This window comes from Rufibacter psychrotolerans, assembly GCF_016924645.1.
Classification (GTDB): domain Bacteria; phylum Bacteroidota; class Bacteroidia; order Cytophagales; family Hymenobacteraceae; genus Nibribacter; species Nibribacter psychrotolerans.
Genome location: NZ_JAFFJV010000016.1, coordinates 82,571 through 102,398, shown reverse-complemented (window position 1 = coordinate 102,398; position 19,828 = coordinate 82,571). Strand labels below are relative to the sequence as shown.

At 54.2% G+C, this 19,828-nt stretch carries 16 protein-coding genes and 1 pseudogene; 1 reads left to right on the top strand and 16 read right to left on the bottom strand.

The window, feature by feature from the left end; translation table 11 throughout:
• Positions 1–4: 4 nt before the first annotated feature.
• From JT718_RS20565 to JT718_RS15870, 15 genes and pseudogenes are all read right to left on the bottom strand, one after another.
• Positions 5–1,342, bottom strand: a pseudogene (locus JT718_RS20565) (DUF2254 domain-containing protein).
• A gap of 228 nt (positions 1,343–1,570) precedes the next feature.
• Positions 1,571–2,158, bottom strand: a complete 588-nt coding sequence (locus JT718_RS15935) for a Pycsar system effector family protein (RefSeq protein WP_205503715.1) — start codon at positions 2,156–2,158, stop codon at positions 1,571–1,573.
• Between the two features lie 173 nt (positions 2,159–2,331).
• The gene (locus tag JT718_RS15930) at positions 2,332–2,889 is read right to left on the bottom strand and encodes an NUDIX hydrolase (RefSeq protein ID WP_205503714.1); all 558 of its coding nucleotides are present in this window, start codon (positions 2,887–2,889) and stop codon (positions 2,332–2,334) included.
• Between the two features lie 89 nt (positions 2,890–2,978).
• Positions 2,979–3,794: a TIGR04290 family methyltransferase gene (locus tag JT718_RS15925; protein ID WP_205503713.1), complete on the bottom strand. Its 816-nt coding sequence runs from the start codon at positions 3,792–3,794 to the stop codon at positions 2,979–2,981.
• A gap of 231 nt (positions 3,795–4,025) precedes the next feature.
• Positions 4,026–4,835, bottom strand: coding sequence for a class I SAM-dependent methyltransferase (locus tag JT718_RS15920; RefSeq protein ID WP_205503712.1), 810 nt, complete (start codon positions 4,833–4,835; stop codon positions 4,026–4,028).
• 153 nt (positions 4,836–4,988) lie between these two features.
• Complete coding sequence (locus JT718_RS15915) at positions 4,989–5,873, bottom strand: 3-keto-disaccharide hydrolase (protein ID WP_205503711.1); 885 nt, start codon at positions 5,871–5,873, stop codon at positions 4,989–4,991.
• A gap of 164 nt (positions 5,874–6,037) precedes the next feature.
• Complete coding sequence (locus JT718_RS15910; RefSeq protein ID WP_205503710.1) at positions 6,038–7,693, bottom strand: carboxylesterase/lipase family protein; 1,656 nt, start codon at positions 7,691–7,693, stop codon at positions 6,038–6,040.
• A 184-nt stretch (positions 7,694–7,877) separates the two neighbouring features.
• Positions 7,878–9,005, bottom strand: coding sequence for a CgeB family protein (locus JT718_RS15905; RefSeq protein WP_240337131.1), 1,128 nt, complete (start codon positions 9,003–9,005; stop codon positions 7,878–7,880).
• A 306-nt stretch (positions 9,006–9,311) separates the two neighbouring features.
• Positions 9,312–10,442, bottom strand: a complete 1,131-nt coding sequence (locus JT718_RS15900) for a CgeB family protein (RefSeq protein WP_205503709.1) — start codon at positions 10,440–10,442, stop codon at positions 9,312–9,314.
• Positions 10,432–11,571, bottom strand: a complete 1,140-nt coding sequence (locus tag JT718_RS15895) for a CgeB family protein (RefSeq protein ID WP_205503708.1) — start codon at positions 11,569–11,571, stop codon at positions 10,432–10,434. The genes JT718_RS15900 and JT718_RS15895 overlap by 11 nt, the downstream gene beginning before the upstream one ends.
• A 300-nt stretch (positions 11,572–11,871) precedes the next feature.
• Complete coding sequence (locus JT718_RS15890; RefSeq protein ID WP_240337130.1) at positions 11,872–12,996, bottom strand: glycosyltransferase; 1,125 nt, start codon at positions 12,994–12,996, stop codon at positions 11,872–11,874.
• Entirely contained in the window at positions 12,986–14,032 is a 1,047-nt protein-coding gene (locus JT718_RS15885) for a Gfo/Idh/MocA family protein (RefSeq protein WP_205503707.1), read from the bottom strand. The genes JT718_RS15890 and JT718_RS15885 overlap by 11 nt, the downstream gene beginning before the upstream one ends.
• Positions 14,033–14,273: 241 nt before the next feature.
• The gene (locus JT718_RS15880; RefSeq protein WP_205503706.1) at positions 14,274–15,278 is read right to left on the bottom strand and encodes an MDR/zinc-dependent alcohol dehydrogenase-like family protein; all 1,005 of its coding nucleotides are present in this window, start codon (positions 15,276–15,278) and stop codon (positions 14,274–14,276) included.
• 9 nt (positions 15,279–15,287) lie between these two features.
• A complete protein-coding gene (locus JT718_RS15875; protein WP_205503705.1) occupies positions 15,288–17,339 on the bottom strand; it encodes an SDR family NAD(P)-dependent oxidoreductase in 2,052 nt (683 codons plus the stop codon).
• Positions 17,340–17,385: 46 nt separating this feature from the next.
• The gene (locus JT718_RS15870; RefSeq protein ID WP_205503704.1) at positions 17,386–18,504 is read right to left on the bottom strand and encodes an NAD-dependent epimerase/dehydratase family protein; all 1,119 of its coding nucleotides are present in this window, start codon (positions 18,502–18,504) and stop codon (positions 17,386–17,388) included.
• Positions 18,505–19,038: 534 nt separating this feature from the next.
• On the opposite strand from JT718_RS15870, the gene JT718_RS15865 reads away from it, so the two are divergent.
• Complete coding sequence (locus JT718_RS15865; protein ID WP_205503703.1) at positions 19,039–19,203, top strand: hypothetical protein; 165 nt, start codon at positions 19,039–19,041, stop codon at positions 19,201–19,203.
• 88 nt (positions 19,204–19,291) lie between these two features.
• On the opposite strand, the gene JT718_RS15860 is transcribed toward JT718_RS15865, so the two are convergent.
• Entirely contained in the window at positions 19,292–19,780 is a 489-nt protein-coding gene (locus tag JT718_RS15860; RefSeq protein ID WP_205503702.1) for a hypothetical protein, read from the bottom strand.
• Positions 19,781–19,828: the final 48 nt, after the last annotated feature.

Below are 19,828 nucleotides of genomic sequence, written 5' to 3'. Positions count from 1 at the left end.
TGATTTAAGACAATAAGGTGACTGGCTTTTGCTGCTGGGGCAGTAATTTGTTAATCTCTTCCAGAACCTTGTTGATTTCTTCCCGGTCTTCAGGGTTCTGGATGCTTTCCTGGGCATCATTTCTGATGACCAGCACCTGCCGCCATAACGTGTTGGAATGCGCGTTGAGGCATCGGTCGGCGTAAAGCATGTACTGCAGGCACATCAGCAGTTTGCGCATGACCATGATGTCTGCCTTGCCATAGGTACGGATGGGAGTGAGAAAACGATAAAGCAGCTCCTCCAGCGAAGTGGGCCGCTTAATCACCCTAAGTTGGCGGTTCTCATCCAAAAGGCAGTTGGGCGTAAAGCTCTGCATGCGTTTTATCAAAAGCAGGGTTAAAAAATCAAGGGCACCAAGGGCGGTTCCCGGATCATTGATGCCGGGGCTCAACGCTTTTACGCCCACCTCGCTGATCTGCCGCAGACCGTTTTCAAAATCGGACACGGCCACTTCCTCCAGGGAGAAAACAAAGCAGTCCTGGATGTCATCCAAGAGGGCTTAGTTTTCTTGGATGTCCCTGTTAGCGCGCAGAAACGGGAAGCCTGGTACCATAAATTTCCCGATAGAAACCGTAACCTCAAAGACCAGGTCTTCTCTCTGGGCCAATTTGTTGAGGCTTTCCAGCTCAATAACGCGCAGGTAACCGCCTTCCTTGCTTTTTACCTCATACCAGTTCGCCGGATCCTGGAACTTCTTCAAGGCTTCGTTCTCATGCGCCCCCAAAGTCTGCTTTTTCAGGGAATTAAGCGTGGTGGCGTAAATGCGCGTGAGAATGGTGTCTGGCTTAATGGCCCTTGATATGGAGTGAATGAAGTAAACAAACAACGCTACGCAGGAAATGGAGAACAGCACTCCCAGCAAAATCCCCATCATGGGCACACTGGCATTCTCTTCGCCGGGTTTAAAGCTTAGAATCAGGATAAGGGTGTAGAGAATGGTGCCAATGTTCACGCCCAGCACCACTTGGTTCATCTTGTCTGAGATAAGCCCCGGAACTACTCTGGGAGTTAAGTTAGAAGTGGCCTGGCTCAAGACAATCATCACCATGGAGAAACTGAACACCATTAGGGTGATGGTGCCAGAGGCAATGGTGGTCAAGACTAGGCGGGCATTGTCTGGCTCACTGTTAAGCCGGGAGAGAAAGTTCTTCTCCAGCGAAATACCCAATGCCGTGCGTTCAAAGTACAGGATAAAAAAGCCCAGTGATAAGAAGCCTAACGCAATAACAGAAGGCCAAAGGGCGATGCTGCCCGTAATAGTTAAGTAAAATTGGTAGAGTTTCTTGTAGAGTCTGTTCATGTAGGCAAATGGCTTATGCAGCAAGCCCTAAAACGTAAAACAGACTAGCCAGGATAATTGAATAAATACTGGAAATGCAAAAGGAGCCTTCTTTTGAAAGGTAGCTGAATCTATCTCTCTCCAGCAGGCTTACCGGAGTTCTGGTGTTTTGGCGATGTTTTTCCAAAAAAGTCCCCAAAACCGAGAGTACTTTCTGCACTACCATCAAGGCGTAGTTCTTGGTAGAGGCTAAAACAACAGCTCGGTCACGGCAAAGGAAACCGCCGAGACCACAAAGCCTACAATGAAAAAGATATAGGCAAACCGCAGGCTGGTGTATTTCTTCTGCAGCACCACGCCCAGGTGGTAATTGTCTTTGATCATGCTGGCGTACAGGGTTTTGGGATCAGCGATCAGTTCCATGATCTGCCCCTCGTACTCCAGCAGGCTCATGCTGTGGAAATCCCCGAAGAACATAAGATTGAGTTTGTCTTTGGTAGGGGGCTGCACAGCGGGCTTGTCTCGCTTGATGCGGGGCATGGTCACCAGAATGGCTAGGACCATGGTGCTCAAAGAGGTAAGCAGAAAAAGGATGCCGGGTACAATCAGCTCGGGTTCCGTGTCAATTTTCCGGAACAGCACCGTAAACAAGACCGAGACAATGATGGAGTTGATGGTGAGCAGGATGTGGGCTTTGTTGTCGGCCATGTCACTGAGACGCATCTGGTTGGCCGCCGTAATCCGGAACAAGGTGTCTGCCCCGCGCCTGGATTTCAAGGATTTATCTTTCTTCGTCTTGCCTTCTTCAGGGGCCAGGCCCTCGGTCACTTCCGCCATCGCGCTGCTGGGGTTAAGGGTAATTGGGGATGAGGTTTTGCGGGTTCTACGGTAACCGGCACCGGAAAGGTTACTGCCCCCAATTTCCCTTCTAACGTAAGTAGGCGTTCAGTTGGGGCGGTTTTCACCTTTCTTGAGAATTCTACCCCTAAAACGGAGTTCTGTTACTAGCCCTAAAGCTGCCCCAAATAGCGCAAGGCCAGAAAACACAGGCAAACCGAGCCCGAAACACAGATTTCGCCGCTCAGGATTTTGGGCAGCACCTGGTCCAGGGGTACGGGTACTACTTCAATGTCTTCGGTAATGTCCAGTACCTGTTTTTGCTCAATGCGCACGTTCTGGGCCAGAAACAGGTGTAGCCGGTTGGTGTCTTTGGCCGGATTGTCATGGATGACGGCCATGGGAATAAGCGGCTGGGTAGTAACGGCCCCGGTTTCCTCTACCAGTTCGCGCACGGCGGCGTCTTCGGCTTTTTCCTCAGTGGGGAAGAAGGAACCGGCGGGTAGCTCCAGAAAGATCTTGCCGGCGGCGTGCTTGTACTGGCGCACAAAAATAACTTCGTTCTGCTCGGTTAAGGGGAAAACGTAGGCCCCGTCTGGGCGTTCGCTCACGAAGAAGTCATCTACCACGTGCCCGTTGGGCAGTTCCACCTCATCGCGGCGCAGGGTGTACCATCTGTGTTTAAAGGCGATCTGGGAACGAAGCAGTTTCCAGGGACGGGGAGTTGACATGTGGTTAACAGTAAGTAGAAACAAATATGCTCGTTTTTGGCTCATTTTCCAGAAAGTGCGCCAAAAACGAGCATATTTTCTGTAAAAGATTAGCGGGTGAGGGTGCGGTTTTTTCCTTCTACTTTGGCGGCTACGGCCTCCTGCCAGGCCTGCCCGGTAGCCGACAGCAGCTCTGAGCTGTTCCAGGTATGGGTGCTGTTCTGGTTGTTGGGGTCTGGCTCGCAGAGGTAGATTTCGTGGTCGGGTTTCTGGGTCACTTTGAGGCCGCAGGAGCGCAGCATGGCCTCAATGCAGGCGTGGTTGGGCGCCCACCAGTTGGTGACGTCGCCGGCCAGTTTGTGCTCAATAAACGCCATCTTGGGGTAGCCTTGCTCCAGCATGACCTCGCGCTCGTTGAACTCAATGTCATTGGGGATTTCGGCTACTTCCTCGCCCGGCATGGTCAGGGTCTGGAACACCATCAGGCGCGTCACTTTCTGCGACAGGATGTCCAGCGAGAGCAGCGGATAGCGCAGGTGGTACATCACGCCCATGTACCAGATAAGATCAAATTTCTCCTGCAGGTGGGCCACGTCATAGACCTGCATCTGCCGGAATTCTACTTTGTCATCCAGCCCAAACTGCTCGGCTACCCACTGCGCCTGGCGCAGGTAGTGCGGGTCCACATCAATGCCCAGCACGGTGGCGCCGCGTTTGGCCAGTTCCATGGTGTAAAAGCCGGCGTTACAGCCCACATCCAGCACGCGCCAGCCGTTCAGATCCTGCGGAATATGGTGTTGGATGTGTTGCCACTTAAAGGATGGAAAATCGCCTAAACTGTGGTTGGGGGCAGTTTGGGTACCGTCTGGTAAGTGCAGGTTATGAAACCAGGGGCCGAGGGAGGCAATTTCCTGTGTTAGGTCCATAGGGGTAGGTTGGGTTAGAAAGTGTTCTCAACCGCTTTTACGGAAAACAGGATAGTAAAAGTTATATGTTTGTGCAGAAGGTGTTTTGGGGGCGAAAAATTAAAACTGGGCTAAAAACAGTTGATTCCTTCTGGGGGCAAGCACAAAGGCCAGGTTGCGGGCGGATCGGTTTTTACGCTTACAGGTAGAGTGACGGACTGCCCGCAGGCCCTTGGTGAGAGAATCAGCCCTTCATGCCAGCGGTTTCTGGATGATCCAGATGTCCTGCGGAAGGCCTTTGCCGGGCTCTGGAGCGGGCTCAAGGTGTTCCAGAACCCGGGCCCCGGCAAACAGCCGCTGCATGAACGGCTTGGGGTGAAAGGCAGAATAGGTGCGGTGCCCCTCCTTTACGTTCCCCCTCACCACTAACTCGCCACGGGTGTACTGCTGCACTTCGGCAGCGGTAAGTTTGGGCTTGAAGTTGTCGCCCTGGGTGGTCAGAAACAAGATACCGCCGGGGCGCAGCACCCGCTGCAGCTCCAGGAACCAGTCATGATGCAGTTGCTCTGAGAGGTGCGTGAAGATGGAGATGCCGTAGATCACGTCAAAGAACGCGTCTGGGTACGGCAGCGCCGCGGCCAGACCGTTGTGGTGAAACTTTATATGGGGCAGGTGCCGGGCGCACCAGGCAATGGACCGGGCGTTGTAATCTGTGCCGAAGTACTGGCAGCCGTTGCCCACCAGCTCGGGCAGGTGACGGATGATTCGGCCCGGCCCGCAGCCCCAGTCCAGTATCTTTTTGTCCTCTAGCGCCGTGTGGCGGCTGAGGTGATGGGTGAGCCACTGCGCCGTTTCGCGCCCGCCCCGGTAATACTTGTCATAGTTGAGCTGAAACGACTCATACATGAGGTAGTCGGGCGGCAGAACCACCCCCGGATGCTCTTTCCTGAATCGTTGGTTGGCTTTGCTGTTTTTGTAGGCCTGCAGGTGGTACCGGAGCCAGTCGGTGAGGTAGAGCAGCCTGGCCTGGCGGAGGAAATTGGAAATCTGTCCTTTTTTCATGGATGGGCGGGGAGGTGCATTGCCCTCCTGTTTTCAGCACAAAAATAGGGTTTGTGCCCTGATGTGGGTAAAGGCTGATCTTTTGTGCTGAGGGTAGCGAAACGTACGGAAAGCGGAGGGCGGTTGCGCGCCCCACCCACCTGTGCAAAGCGGTTAATTGAAGTAGGCCGCGTACTTCTTCGGCATCTCGGTGAGGGGCTTGATCAGGATGTCTTTGTAGTAGACCTCGGCAGCTTCGCTCTGGATCTGGAGTTTGCCTTTGGTGAGCGGTGTCGCCTTGCCGTTCTCCACGTAGCGGGAATTCTGCAGCACCATTACTACCTGGCCGTTCACCAGGTGCAGGCTCTTGTCGCCGTAGCAGATCAGCTCAATCTCGGTCCAATCATTGTTTTTGCTCTCGTAATCGGCGCTGCGGAGGCAGAAACCAGTACGACCCGTACCGGTGCCAAACCCAAGAAAGGGCTGCCCCAGACTGGCAATGGCGTTGACCAGGGGCGGCTCTGGGAGGTAAGCCCGCACATCCATGGCAGAGTTGGCAATGCTCCAGTAGTCGCCGGTGTGGCCTTCCATGATCTGGAACTCCTGCGAGAGCATCCAGGCCCGCCAGTAATCTACCCCCGCCTTGCCGATGGAGTGGTACAGCACGCCCGAATCTTTCAGCAGGTCTTTTCTGGGGTCAAACTTGTGCTGGCCCCACTTGTATTTGAGCTTTAGGTGATAATTCTCGTACTCCTGCTTGGTGTACACGCAGCCGTATACCTCGCCGCTTACCTTCAGCAAAGGTTCGCCGTTTTCCTCCACCACCGTGAAAACCGTCTGGCCTTTGGGGTTGTAGCCCATGGGCGCGATCTCTTTCCCCTGGGCGTCTACCGGCACGTTGCCGTTGTAGCCCACTTTGTGCCGGTAGCTTAGGTACGTTTCCCATTGCGACAGGTCTTTGTCAAGCAAGGGCGTCCATTCTTTCTTGGGCAGAAACGACGATAAACCAAGGCAGGTGAGCAGCAGAGCGATAAAGCCAAGCACAAGTTTTGTTTTCATAGCACAGGTGGGGTGGATAGAATCTTGGATTTATTTTTTGGGGAGTTTTCTGGAAATCAGGGCTAAAGTAAGCATAAAAAGAGAAAGCCATCGGTCTGAACCTCAGCTTTTGTAAGGCTGCATTCAGACCGATGGCTTTCCTGGAATAGGAGCCTTATGAAGGTTTACTTCTTGGTGGCGAGTTCATCCAGCAGCTGGTAGCGGCCGCGGTTTTTCTCCGTTTCAAGGCGGGTGTTTACGTCAATGTTCAGGTACTGCGGGGTGTTACCAGTGGCTACTGGCCATTTGGGTAAACCTGCGCCGTTGGGATTGCCGGTCTTGATGAAATTGGCGAAGTACTCCTGCATGGTTTTGGAAACTTTGTAGTCCTCGGGAGTCCAGGCGTAGACTTTGTTGGTGGCCAGGTTGCCCATGGCATATTCAATCTCGGCGGAATGGACGGCACCTCGCGCGGGTGGCGCTTTAGGTGCATTGCTGTCTTTGATCACGCCACCAGCCAGCCCCGGCGTGGCATTGCCCATCTCCGGCACCATCTCGGGCCGGGGGCGGGAGTACAGGTAACGGTACACGGGTTTGCCGCTGGTTTTGCCGTGCAGGTCCATCCATTTCCAGGTGCTGTAGGCAATGAACCGGTCACCGGCTAAATCGGTGGCGGCTTGCATCACTTCTTCATCGGTGGTGGCGGCGTATTGCTTCAGGATTTCCTCGGCCCGCTCCCCGAACACGCGTTGCACGGCTTTGGTGAAGTTCTCTTTGGTGGGCGCGTCCTGACCCAGTAAGGCCTGATAGCCCATTTCCTGCGAGTTCCAGCCGGCCAGCAGCGGAACCTTCGCCTGCTCACCGGCGGCAAAGATGGCGGCAGGCGTTTTCGGGAAGAAGTAGCCGTCAATGGTAGGACTAAACCGGCTTACCCCCGGTTTGCCGGCTTCGGTCAGCAATTGTTGGGCGTCCATGGCTCTCAATTGCGCCAGAGAATTAGCGCCAATGCTGGTGGCGAATTTTATCCCGTTTTGTTCGCCTACCGCTAACGGAACCGGATCAAAGCCCGAGTTCACCAAGGCCCCGCTTTCACCAATGGCCCCGGCAATGAGGTTCCTGGAAAGCGGAGACGCCATCTGCGCACTCACCGACATAGATCCCGCCGATTCCCCGGCAATGGTCACTTTGTTAGGGTCACCCCCAAAGGCAGCAATGTTTTCTTTCACCCACCGCAAAGCCGCCGTCTGGTCCAGGAAACCGTAGTTGCCCGAGGCTTTGTACGGAGAGGCCTGGCTCAACTCTGGATGCGCAAAGAACCCGAACACGCCCAACCGATAGTTCACCGTGATGGCCACCATGCCTTTCTGGGCCATGCTCTCGCCGTCATAGCGCGGCTCTGATCCATCGCCGGCAATAAAGCCCCCGCCGTAGAAGTACACCAGTACCGGCAGCTTTTCTTTTCCGGTTTTAGCCGGCGTCCAGACGTTCAGGTACAAACAGTCTTCGCTCACGCCGTTGCTCCGGAAATTCATATCCCCGAACACCGGCAACTGCATAGCCCTCGGCCCGAACTGTGTGGACTTGCGCACGCCCTGCCAGTTCTTCACCGGCTGCGGCTCGCGCCAACGCAACTCGCCCACCGGCGGCGCGGCAAACGGCACGCCCTTGAACGAGCGAATGCCGCTTTTCTCCAGCGTGCCTTCTAAAATGCCGTTAGCGGTTTTTACCTGGTTGGAGGAAGTGGAAGTAGTTGAGGCCCTTTTGGTTTGTGCGTTTGCTACCGGTGCCAGAAATAAGGCGAGTAGCAGCAAGGCTAAAAGTTTAGGAATGCGGTGGTTCATAGTTTCGTCATTATAGCTGGTAAAGCATGCTAAGGGTTAGTGAAGGTAAGAAATTGCATGATTGAATGAATAATGGAAATTCTCTAGTAGGGCATTTCTAATAGGCTAGAACTCTATAAAACAGTTTCGGCCTGCTTTTCTCAAAACAGGCCGAAAACCGACATTCACGTATTTTGAAGCAGGACTAACTTCCCAACTCCAATTCCTCTTTGCCACTCAGGACTTTGGACTCAGCACTCAGGACTTCCAACACATAGCTTTCCAATTCCTGCGCCCGGTGGGCGGCGGTGTGGTGGGCCAGTACTTTCTGGCGGGCGCGTTCCCCAATGGCAAGGCGCTCCTCTTCTGGCAGGTCAATCAGGAAATTCAACGTGTCCTCCGCGGAGTAGGAGACCAGAATCTCTTTTCCGAATTCAAACAGCTCATTCAGGCCGTCCCAATAATCGGAGATGATGGGCGTACCGCAGGCGGCGGCTTCAAAGAGGCGCACGCTGGGCGAGTAGCCGGCTTTAATCATATCGGCGCGGGTGATGTTCTGGGTGAAGCGCTGCTGGTTGTAGAACTTCCGGTGCTCGGCGGGCGGGAGGTGGTGGATATACTCACAGTTCTCGGGCCACTGAATGGTATCCGGGTACTGGGGGCCGGCCACTACGAAGGAGCCCAACGGCCACTCCCGGGCAGCATCCAGCATGAGTTTCTCCAACGGCGGCTGTCGGTCATCGGAGTAAGTACCGAGGTAGCCTAAGTCCCACACTTTTTCTTCCTGCGGCTCTGGGAAGTACAGCTCCGGGTCAAACGAGCAGTACAGCGGCCGGGCCATGGGCGAGCCAAACTCTTTCTCCAGTTTCTCCAGCGTAGGACCGCCGGTAAAGGAAAGGTACATATCATACTGCGGAATGAGGCGCGGGTGCAGGTACTCGTAGTCTTCGCGGGCCAGTTTGGCCAGAGTCACCGGCGTATCGATGTCATAGAAACCGGTGACGCCCTGCGCGGTCTGAATGGCCCATTCGCCCACAGCCACGCCCTCAGGCACGTACGAGCCTACCAACACGAAATCAGCGTCGCGCACCTGCTCCGTGAAGCGGGCCTGCAAATCTTCCAGCGACTGGTACAACTCGGTCTGGCAATACTCTGAATTAGGTAGATCACGGTTAGAGGCGTACCACGGCACATCACGCTCCAGGAACAGGATGTGGTGGCCCCGGTTACGCAACTCGCGCACTAGACCCCTAAACGTGGTGGCGTGCCCGTTGCCCCAACTAGAGGTAATGGACAAGCCCAGGATGACTATGTTCAACGGTTTTTTACTCATATTTTTAGACACAAGTATCATGTATCAAGTATCAAGACTTTTTCGCTGGCGCGAGCGTCCCGCTCGTGTCCGCACGTATAACAATGATATGCAATTCAAACACTCCTGTCATCTTGGAAAGATCTTGTGGGCGAACTAGAAACACGTTAGAGAAACGCCACTACCGTTTTCTCACAAGGTCCTTTCAGGATGACAAAAAGAGGACCTGCTATGTGTGCGGACACGAGCTGCAAGCTCGCGCCAGCGGTTTATTTGGTTTCCGTTTAGGGGTCGTTTTTAGAAAAGCAGCCCCTAAATGGATGGAGGCTAGGACACTACTTCTTTCGTGTCCGTGGCCGTAATATCGGTTTTGGTGCGAGGCGTAGTCAAAAGCAATTGCTCCAGTTCATCGGCGCGGTGGCCGTAGGTGTGTTGGGCCAGTACTTTTTTGTACGCGGCTTCGCCGATGGCTTTGGCGCGTTCTGGCGTTAAACCTTGTAACAACTTGGCTACTTCAGCACCGTCTTTGGCTACTAGAATCTCAGTTTCCGGCTCGAAGAAGAAGTCGATGCCTTCCCAGTAGTCGGTGATGATGCAGGCGCCGGCACCGGCGGCCTCGAATACGCGGGTGGCCGGGGAGAAGCCGTAGCGGGCCATGCTCTCGCGGCTGATGTTCAACACCGCTTTTGGCGTGCAGTTGAAGGCGTTGTGCTCTTTGGTGTACACGTGCCCGATGTAGTTCACGTTGTAGGACATGGGTTTATCGCCCCAACCACTACCGCCTATGATGAACTGCTGCTCTGATAATTGGGCGGCTACGTCTAAGAAGAACTGCTCTACGCGGGCTTCGCGGTCGGGCAAGCGGTTGCCTAAGAAGGCGAGGTCGCATTGGAAACGCTCCTCGGGTTCAACCGGATAGTGGGTGGCGGTGTCCAGGGCGTTGTAAATCGGAATGCATTTTTTGGCGCCTAGTTTGGCGTAGGCGTTGATGACCGGGTCGCCGCCGCCGTAGGTCAGAATCAGATCATATTGCGGAACATGGGCTCTGAATGGGTCGGCGGGGTCGTTTTCTACGCGGTCCAGGGTGGCGGGCGCGTCTACGTCCCAGAAAATCACGAGGCAGTTCTGGCTTTGCAGTTTCAGCACCTCGGCTTCCAGCAACTCGTCAAAGACACCTACGCCGCTGGCTTTCACCACCACATCGGCCGAGGCCGCGTCTTCCAGCATCTGGTACACAGCTTCCTCGGTGGCCGGATACACCACTACTTTGGCGTACTCGGGGTCCGGAATGTCACGGTTCTCCTGACGTTGGTAAGCATCGGGCTCGTAGAAGGTGACTTGGTGGCCGCGGTCATGCAGCGCCCGCACGATGCCGCGGTAGTAGGTGGCGGCACCGTTCCAGTACGCGGAAACCAAACTAGAGCCGAAGAAGGCGATGTTGAGCTTTTTATTCTGCATGGGTCACAGGAGATTTTGAGGATGGATAGATTTTTTCGGGCGCGATGCCCAGTTCTTCGCAGATTTCCTCCAGCTCGTTCACGCGGTGCGAGCAGGAGTGTCTGCGGTTGATGGTGCGCAGGCCGTCAGCCACCATGTCCTGGGTGCGGCGGGTGTCTTGCAGTACGCTTTGGAGGTGTTTTTTCATTTCGGCACCGTTTCTGGCCACCAGGAAATCTTCGCCTGGGGTGAACAGGTTTTCTGCATCTTCCCAAGGCGCGGTAATCAACGGAATGCCGCAGGCCAGCGCCTCAAACGGGCGGATGGTGGGAATGCCCGGCAATGCCTCTACGTACGGTCTACGCGGCACGTGCACGGTCACTTTGTACTTGGCGAACACCTCAGGCGCTTTGTAGTTGGGGAGCCACTCGCCGTATTCAATTCCGGCTTCGGCCAATGATTTGATGGCGTGGTCTGGGTAGCGCACCCCGTAGACTTTGGCTTTCAGGCCGAGTTCTTTCACAGGGTTCAGCAAGAATTCGTGGAGCTCGGCGGTACGCTCTTCGTCGCCCCAATTGCCAATCCAGACTAAATCACCTTCCTTCTCGGTGGAGGTGCGCGGATAGAAAATGCGGGTATCGGCGGCTTCGTGCCAGGTCCAAGCCTTTTTGGTCCAGCCCTCGTTCAGGTACAGTTCTTTGATGACATTACCAAAGGCCAGTACCCCATCATAGTGGGTGAGGTCATAGGCGGCCATGCTCTCGCGCTCAGTCACAGCCCGGTGGTGGGTGTCATGGAAGAGCAGGCGGTAGTTGTTCTTGCTGCGGTGCTCGCCCACCAGGCGCACCAGGTCATGGTCGTTCCACTCGTGTACTAGCACCAAATCGGCACCAGCCAGCACCTCGTCTAAGTTGAGCGTGTCCAGCTCGTAGAAGTTGGTGTCAAGGCCCGGATAGTATTGGTGCAGTTCCTCAATTTTTTCCTCGCCGTACTGCGAAATGAGGTTGCTGAGGCTCCAGCCATCTTTGGGTTCGTAAACCTGCACGTCATGGCCGCGGCTCTTGAGTTCCTGCACAATGCCGCGCAGGAAGTGAGCATTGCCGTGGTTCCAGTCAGAGAGCAGCGAGTGGTAGAATAATACCAGTTTCATAATTCTTAGTTAGATGCTAGTAGTTGGATGTTAGATACTAGACTAATTTGATTTCTTATCTATTCTATGGTTCAAGTCTGTGACTTGGACCTATCATGGTGGCAGTTTGTAACTGCCGTGTGATGTTAGTCGCAAACAACATTAGCCGATATTCCTCCTTTGAAGGGGGCGAAGGGGGATGTTTACACCTGCTGATTCACACATTGCTAGATTCTATTTGTTCAGCTAAAATCGTCTCCGCAGATGTAAACACCCCTCTTTATCTCCCCTCAAGGGGAGAATCTGCTCGCTTAAACTCCACTACAACGTCTCCACCTGATTAGGCGCTTTGGGTTTTACCCGCGTATGCAACGTGGCGTAGGCTTGCAGGTACTCCTGGGCCATGAGCGCGGTGGTGTAGTCCTGGGCTTTTTTCACTGCCCGGCAGGCCATGATGTTGCGCAGGAATTCATCATCGATGAGTTTCTGAAGGATAGTGGTTAATCCTTCCACATCATCGGTGTCTACGTAGTCGGCGGAGGTGCCCCAGATTTCTTTGAGGCTGTTGATTTTGCCCAACACCAACGCGCATCCTGAGAAAGCAGCCTCTAGAATAGACAACCCGAACGGCTCATACTTGGCAGGCAGCACGTACAACGAGGCACGAGAAAGCCAATTGGCTACTTCGCGCTGCGAGAGCTTGCCCAGGAAATGCACGTTTTTGAACAGCTTGCTGTCGCCGGTGGCCGGATGCACAGCATCACCGGCGATATAAATAGGCCAGTCCACGGCATCGGCTACCTGGGTAAGCAGGGCGATGTTCTTGGCTTCGTCCCAGACGCGACCCATGCTGAAGATGAACGGTTCTTTGCGGCCGAAGTGGAAGGCATGGGGGTCACGGCCGTTGTTTATGACCTGTTTCTGGGAAAAGGTGCCGTAAACGGTTTCCGCTTCTTGAAGCATGGCCTCGGTGGGCGCAATCACCAAATCGGCGGCGTGCAGGCCATCGCGTACACGCTCAAAGTAGTAGTGTCTATCTGCCGGGGCGTTCTCGCCTTTCATGGCGCGCCACCAGGTCTGCACGCAGGAATGGATGACCATGAGCACCGGTTTGTTCCAGGGCAGATGCCCGTGGCAGAAGTTGTTCAGGTGGATGAGGTCTGGGTTGAGCTGTTCGTTCAGCTCCAGCAGCCATTGGCCTGCCAGGTCTACCTCGGTCCAAGGGTTGTCCATCCACTCCAACTGGTATTCGCTTTCGTACACGGTCACGTTGGTGAGTGCCGCCAGTTCCTGTCGTTGCTGCAGGGTGATGGCCGCGCCCATGGTAGCCAGGTAAAAGTGCACGTTATAAGGCGCCATCGCGCGGATGAGCTCCAGACTGTAGGTCCAGACGCCGCCTACGCTGTCGGTGGTCATGAGTACGCGCCGATGCGGTTTATCTACCATAAATTCTGTCTAGTACTTCTGCTACTTTCACAAACTGCTCGGCTTCTTCGCTGAATTTCTCGCCGTTGGCGACGCGCTGCGCCCACTCCACACCGGCACGTCCGCCCCAGGCATCCGGAGGGGAAACCAGGGTCTCAGTTTGGGTGCCCCAAAACCGCTCCGCCACGAAATCATAGAAGGAGCCGTTCACGTTTTTGAAGGCCGCGCCTCCGTTGGTGCCGTAGAACGTAGCACTGATGATGGCTTCCTGCCCGGCAGGCAAGTTCCAGGAGCAGGTCAGCTGCACGTGCGGACCAGTCGCTAATTGGATGCTGGCCATCGCGTAGTCTTCCACGGTATCTTCAGAAGACGTCAGGCGTTTGCCTTTGGAGAAGAGGCTGCTGGTCACGCTTTCCACTTCGGGAAAGTCTAAGGTCCAGAGCGCCAAATCCACCAGGTGCACGCCCAGGTCAATCACGCAGCCGCCGCCGGAGAGTTTCGGGTCATAGAACCACGGCTTGTCTGGACCATATGCGTTATGGAACACCAGCTCCACGCCGTAGATGTCGCCCAGTTCGCCTGATTTTACCAGTTCATACACTTTGCGCATGGCTACGGTGCTGCGGTAGGAGAGGTCCACGCCCAAGAGTGTATCGGCCTTGCGGGCCGCTTCCACTACGCGCTGGGTTTCTTCGGCAAACCGGCCCAAAGGCTTTTGGCAGAAAACGGCTTTCCCGCTTTCCAGGGCCTGAATGGATTGGGCTGCGTGGAAGGAGCTGGGCGTTGCGATGACTACGCCGTCTATTTCATCAGTTAGTAAGTCTTCAATGGTGTTGCCCACTTTGGCGGCCGGAGCGGTTTTTTGGGCTTCCTCTACGTTTTGCGGGGCTGGGTCTACCACGGCAGTTACCTCGGCTACGCCGGCATTGGCGATGGCTTCCATGCGGTTACGGCCAATCCAGCCGATGCCTAGAAAGCCGAGTTTTAAAGTATCTGTGGAAGCAACGGTGGGGGTTGCTGCTTCTTGGGTGGGTTCTAGTAAAGTGTCTTCAGCCATAGGTTGAAAGGGTTTGTTTCCAGGTTGTTCAGCTTCTTTGTAGAAGCAAAATGTTTCCCACCTGTCTTTGGAAAAAGAGGTGGGAAACGGGTTTGTTGTGGTTGTAGGGACAGGTCGCGACCTGTCCTAAACGGTTGTTCAATGCAGTACCAGTTGCCTGTTGCGTTGAATTTTGGTTCAATGCGCGGGGAGACGAGTAGGACAGGTCGCGACCTGTCCGTACGGATCATCAATGCGAAATCTACATCGTCACAATCGCCTTCATGAACCCTTCCGGGCGGTCCGTGAGGGCGGCGAATGCCTCGTCCATTTTCTCCAGCGGGAAGGTGTGGGTGTAGAGCATCTCGGGTTTCAGGCGGCCGCTTTCTACGGCTACTACTGCTTCTTTGATGCCATCCAAGTACATCTGCGGGTCGCGCTCGTGGGCGTTAATCACGTCCAGGCCGCGCCAGTTCCAGAGCTGGATATTCACCTGGCGCATGCCGTCCTGGTGGAACCCGGCGATGATGAGGCGGCCGCGCTCTTTGCACAGCTCGCCGGCCAGGTTCAACGGCCATTCTTTGCCGGTGCACTCAATCACGCGGTCGCAGAAGACTTCACCGGTGAGTTCTTTCACGCGCTCAATGATTTTGTAGTGGTCATCCATGGGGATGATTTCATCGGCACCGCATTGCTGGGCGATGTCCAGAGAGAACGGACGCTGGGAGATGGCAATAACCCTGGCGCCCGCCTCTTTGGCTAATTGTACGAGTAAAGCTCCCAGAAACCCGATGCCCAGGATGGCCACGGTTTGTCCGGCTTTGATATCAGAGCGTTTGAAGATGTTCATGGCGCAGCCCAAGGGCTCACCGGGGAACGGCTTGCCGGCCAATGACTCCGGTAACTTCACCACCGAGGTGGCTTCGGCTACGTCATAGGCGGCGTAAGAATTATAGGAAAGGGCGGCTACGCGGTCGCCTACTTTCAGGTCTTTTACCTCAGCGCCCACGGCGTCAATGATGCCCCAGCCTTCATGGCCGGGATTACCAGCAGAGATAGGGTAGGAGAACCACTCGCGGCCTTCCCACACGGGAATGTTGGAGGCGCACAGTCCGCAGCCTTCCAGCTTAATGCGCACTTGCGTGGCAGTTGGTTCGGGCAGCGCTACCTCCTGGATTTCTACTTGTTTAGGAGCGGTAATCACCGCTGCCGCCATGGTGGTGGCAGCGGCGGTGTCAAGGGTTTCTTGGAATAGGTCGGTTTGCATGATAGGGTATTAAGCTACTGCTACGTTATCGGTTTCTTGTTCCACAGCGACGGGAGCTTTCAAAGACACTTCAATGCCTCTGGTTTCGCAGAGCCACTGGTACAATTTGGCTACGCCTTCGGCCACACTGTTTTTTGGGTACCAGCCGGTGGCCTCGTGGAACTTTCGGATGTCAGACACATAATAGTGCTGGTCGCCTGGTCTCCAGTCGCCGAAGCTCAGGTTCACTTTCTTGCCGCGGTAGGTGCCAATCAAGTCCAGTAACTCCAGCAGGCTGGTGGTGTTTTTCACGCCGCCACCAATGTTGAAGGCCTGTCCGGACAGGTCTTTCATGTTCTCCTGCGCCAGCAAAAACGCATCTACCAGGTCTTCCACGAACAGGATGTCGCGTACCTGCTTACCGTCTCCGTAAATGCTGATGGCCTTGTTCTCAATGGCTCTGATGGCGAAGTGCGCTACCCAGCCCTGGTCTTCGTTGCCGTACTGGTGCGGACCGTAGATGCAGCTCATTCTAAACACCACGGCCGGAATGCCATACGTTCTGGCATAATCTACCACGTATTGGTCAGCGGCGCCTTTGGAGCAGCCATACGGGCTGTGGAAGTCCAGCGGACGGGCCTCTGAAATGCCGTTGGCTTTAATGTGCTTGTCTGAAGGGTTGTAGCGGGTGCCGTTCGGGATGAACCGAAGGTCTTCCAGGCCGCCGTACACTTTATTCGTAGACGTGAACACCAGCGGCGGCGGATTGTCCTGCGCCCGGATGGCTTCCAGCACGTTCACCACGCCTCTTGCGTTGATTTCAAAATCTTGGATGGGACCGGTCAAAGAAGTCGTCACTGCTACCTGCGCCGCAAAATGGTACACCTCGTTGGCGTACTTCATCACGCGTTTCACGGCCTGCAGGTCACGGATGTCGCCTACGTACACTTCCAGCTTCTCGCCGTAGTTCTGGTGCAGCCACTGCAGGTTGCGCTCTACGCCGGTGCGGGAAAGGTTATCAAAAATGAGCACGCGCTTGCCTTGCTCCAAAAGGCGTTTGGCTAGGTTAGTGCCCACAAAGCCAGCTCCGCCCGTCACTACTGAATAGCGCTCCTGGTCTGAGAAATCTTCTTTGCGGCGGATGAAGTTGAACTTGTCCAGCCCATCCAAACCGTTTTCAGCCCATAATCTATAAAGGAGTTTAGGCGAGCCATCCACGTTCTTCAACCCGAAGAACAAAGCACGATTGTCCACGTGAAACTTGCCTTCAGCGTCCAGGTCATGCAGGCTGCTCCAGTACACTTTGGTTACCGGGGCTTTGCTCACCTTTCTGAACTCCTGGAACTGCTTGAACTCGTCGTGCTGCCAGGTAGAGAAACCGGCCTCGGTGATCCAGATCTCGGCTTTGGTGTTGTTGCGGTCCAGCACCTCGCGCACGCGTTGGATGTTCGCGTCCCAGCCTTCCCAATTTTGGTCATAAACATCGGGGAACCCGTGGATGCCTACGGCGTTAATGTTTTCCAGCACGCCACGGCTGTACATGAGTTGCAGCCAGTTGGGATCGATGGGGCTCATGCCGCCCAATACGGTTTTCTTACCGTGCTGCCTGGCTACTTGGGCCGCTACGGCTATCATCTGGGAGAACGTGTTCCAGTTCTGGTCTAAGGTATAGTCGTAATGGGCAATGTTGTTGGGCTCGTTCCAGAGCTCTACCCACTCAAAGTGGGTGCCCAGGTCAGCCAATACCTCGTGCAGGAACTCTGCGAAAGCGTTCGGATTTTGCGGCGGGGCCGAGGTCTTGGCAGTTACTCCCAAATGCGGGGGCGTTCCCTGGAAACAAGGCAGCACCTGCACTTGTTTGGCCAAAGTAGGAATCAACCAGCTGTACCACGCCTTGCCTTCCTCAGTAGTATAGGTTGCCCAGGAGATGCCGGTGCGCAGTTCCGTGACGCCAAGTTCTTTCATTTCCGCGAGGGATTCTTCCACACGGGCGTGCTCACCAGGCTGGAACCATTGTACCAAGCCGATGGTGGGGGCGGCCAGGGGAGTATGTTTAGGTTGTGATTTAGCGGTTCTTGTCATACGGGTTTTAAGCTTCTTTTTGGGAAAACAAGTCAGAAACGCGGACTTACACGGTTAAGCCCCGGGCTGCTAACTCGGCGCTCGCCTCATTGACGCGGTCGTACGCAATCTGTCCCTCCAGCCAATCGGCCAGCTCAGTTAAACCGCTGTTGAATTCTACTTGTGGATAGAAGCCCAGCACCTCTTTGGCCAGGCTGATGTCGGCGTAGCAGTGGCGGATGTCGCCTACGCGGTACTTACCGGTAATCTCAGGAATTAATTCCTGTTTTCCCATTACCTGAGCTAAACGCTCGCCAATCTCTTTAATGGTGTAGTTGTTGCCGCTGCCCACGTTGAAGACCTGCCCGTTGGCTTCCTCTTTCTCCATGGCCAAACGACAAGCCAACGCCACATCGCGCACGTGCACGAAATCGCGCTGCTGGTTTCCGTCCTCGAAAATCATAGGGGCGTTGTTGTTCAGGAAGCGCGAGGCGAAGATGGCCAGCACGCCGGTGTATGGGTTAGACAACGCCTGACGCGTGCCATACACGTTGAAGAAGCGCATGGCCACGGTCGGGATGTTGTAGGCACGGCCCACCATTAAGCAAAGGCGCTCCTGGTCATATTTGGACAGTGCGTACACCGAGGACAGACACGGAATTTTAGATTCAGGCGTTGCGATCGGGGTTAAGATACCGCCTTTGTCGTCTTTCAGTTCCCAGTCGCCGGCTTTGAGTTGCTCCAGGCCACGCTCGGCAGCAATCACCTTCTCGCCGGTGGTGGAAGTATAGAGGCCCTCGCCGTAGATGCTCATGCTGGAGGCTACCACCAGTTTGCTCACCGGCTTCTCAATTAAGCACTCCAACAGAACGGCGGTGCCGATGTTGTTCACATCAGTGTATTCCTTGATTTCATACATGCTCTGGCCCACACCCACCATGGCGGCGAAGTGGAACACGGCATCTACGCCATCCAGGGCTTTCTTCACGGCCGCTTTGTCACGCACGTCGCCTACCTGCAGCTCCACCTCGGGGTGAAGGTATTCTGGGCGCTCACAATCTTTGCCGTGCACTTGCTCAGAAAGGTTATCCAGGGCGCGTACCTCATATCCGAAGTTGATTAGTTCATCTGCCAGGTGAGACCCAATGAAGCCTGCACCGCCGGTAATCAAGACTTTCTTTTTCATAGTTATCAGTGGGTGTTTAGGGGGTTAAAAGGGCTACGGAGGGAAGCGCACGTGACAAGGTGCCCAGAGGCGTGCCGCCATGAATGCAAAGCAAACAGCAACGCCTTGGCTGAATGCCGAGGGGCCAAGACTCCGTTTCCGATAGATCTAAGTGTATGGTTGAGAAAAGTATTCCTGACGAAAGGAGCGTTTTCAGCGGATTCCCCACCGGCCGCCTTCCCGATTTCAGATACCTTGCCCTGTAAAGCTTCGGCAGAGATCTGAAAATGGAAGCACGGTTGAACCATAGTAGATGATGCTGAGGAATTAATATATAGCTTTTTTGCTTTTTAATACCCGAAACGTGAAAAAGGTACAAAGGGTTATGGGTGCATCAGTGCCTTTGGATTTAGCCGGGCAACAAAGAAGCTTAAAATACAATGTGCTCCTAGTAGAACCTGTGTAGCAGGGTTTGTAGTGTTTAAGTGATGATGTTGTATTATTTTGATTGGGTATTTGATGTGTTGCGTTTAAGTAGTTGGCTTTAAATTATTTATGATATATCTTGAATTAAGCTTTATTGTGATTTTAGTGGTGATGAGCTTTGGAAGGAATAGCAGCGGATGGAGAAAGAGTAAAAAAGAAGTGATAGAAGAAGATGCTGAAAAAAATTCAAGTATGAAGATAGCCAATACCTGTTTTGAGGTTGTTTTAGGGTAAAAGCCCAAAAAACAGCTTATTCTTGCAATGGTTTGGATTAGGCCTTCTGAGGGAGTGGCTAAGTGCTGAACTTTAATAGGACAATCTCTTAAATAGAGACTTTTGAATGTTTCGAATAGGTACACACTATTTTAGTGAGCCAATATCCCTGGAAGAAGCCGATTATTCTCAGTACCCAAGTCAGCGTGATGTCTATGAGTCTTGTGTGATGGAGTAGGGGAGCGGAAAGGCCTTCCTGTATTTTCTCTCCAAGGTATGCCAACAGCAGCGCTAAAATCAACAAAGCTGCCCCTCTTAAAAGTTTGTAGGCAATGACCTGCACTTCCCTTTCCAGGAGTAAAAAGAACTGGTGGGTGATCAAGGTGGAAAGAACCAGATTACCGGAGATGACCACAAACAGGCCCTTGGTAAGGTCTTCTTCCAGGAGGTGCCCGTAGCCCTTCAGAGCAGCTTCACCCTGATAGGAAAAGTTGGTTTCAAGAAAATAACTGATGAAGGAGCAAAAGCCAGTCAGCACAGCCGTGGCAATCCCAAAAGAAACCAAGCGGGCTTTTTTCTGTTCTGTGAGCCGGATCATTCTTTAGAAAAGCGAAGGTGTTTCGGGGCTGTTTTCCAGAAAGCAGCC

What these genes read in the sequence shown, in the direction of transcription:
- JT718_RS15935 (WP_205503715.1), bottom strand. Translation starts at nt 2,158, where the DNA reads ATGGCGGAAGTGACCGAGGGCCTGGCCCCTGAAGAAGGCAAGACGAAG.
- JT718_RS15930 (WP_205503714.1), bottom strand. Translation starts at nt 2,889, where the DNA reads ATGTCAACTCCCCGTCCCTGGAAACTGCTTCGTTCCCAGATCGCCTTT.
- JT718_RS15925 (WP_205503713.1), bottom strand. Translation starts at nt 3,794, where the DNA reads ATGGACCTAACACAGGAAATTGCCTCCCTCGGCCCCTGGTTTCATAAC.
- JT718_RS15920 (WP_205503712.1), bottom strand. Translation starts at nt 4,835, where the DNA reads ATGAAAAAAGGACAGATTTCCAATTTCCTCCGCCAGGCCAGGCTGCTC.
- JT718_RS15915 (WP_205503711.1), bottom strand. Translation starts at nt 5,873, where the DNA reads ATGAAAACAAAACTTGTGCTTGGCTTTATCGCTCTGCTGCTCACCTGC.
- JT718_RS15910 (WP_205503710.1), bottom strand. Translation starts at nt 7,693, where the DNA reads ATGAACCACCGCATTCCTAAACTTTTAGCCTTGCTGCTACTCGCCTTA.
- JT718_RS15905 (WP_240337131.1), bottom strand. Translation starts at nt 9,005, where the DNA reads ATGAGTAAAAAACCGTTGAACATAGTCATCCTGGGCTTGTCCATTACC.
- JT718_RS15900 (WP_205503709.1), bottom strand. Translation starts at nt 10,442, where the DNA reads ATGCAGAATAAAAAGCTCAACATCGCCTTCTTCGGCTCTAGTTTGGTT.
- JT718_RS15895 (WP_205503708.1), bottom strand. Translation starts at nt 11,571, where the DNA reads ATGAAACTGGTATTATTCTACCACTCGCTGCTCTCTGACTGGAACCAC.
- JT718_RS15890 (WP_240337130.1), bottom strand. Translation starts at nt 12,996, where the DNA reads ATGGTAGATAAACCGCATCGGCGCGTACTCATGACCACCGACAGCGTA.
- JT718_RS15885 (WP_205503707.1), bottom strand. Translation starts at nt 14,032, where the DNA reads ATGGCTGAAGACACTTTACTAGAACCCACCCAAGAAGCAGCAACCCCC.
- JT718_RS15880 (WP_205503706.1), bottom strand. Translation starts at nt 15,278, where the DNA reads ATGCAAACCGACCTATTCCAAGAAACCCTTGACACCGCCGCTGCCACC.
- JT718_RS15875 (WP_205503705.1), bottom strand. Translation starts at nt 17,339, where the DNA reads ATGACAAGAACCGCTAAATCACAACCTAAACATACTCCCCTGGCCGCC.
- JT718_RS15870 (WP_205503704.1), bottom strand. Translation starts at nt 18,504, where the DNA reads ATGAAAAAGAAAGTCTTGATTACCGGCGGTGCAGGCTTCATTGGGTCT.
- JT718_RS15865 (WP_205503703.1), top strand. Translation starts at nt 19,039, where the DNA reads ATGATATATCTTGAATTAAGCTTTATTGTGATTTTAGTGGTGATGAGC.
- JT718_RS15860 (WP_205503702.1), bottom strand. Translation starts at nt 19,780, where the DNA reads ATGATCCGGCTCACAGAACAGAAAAAAGCCCGCTTGGTTTCTTTTGGG.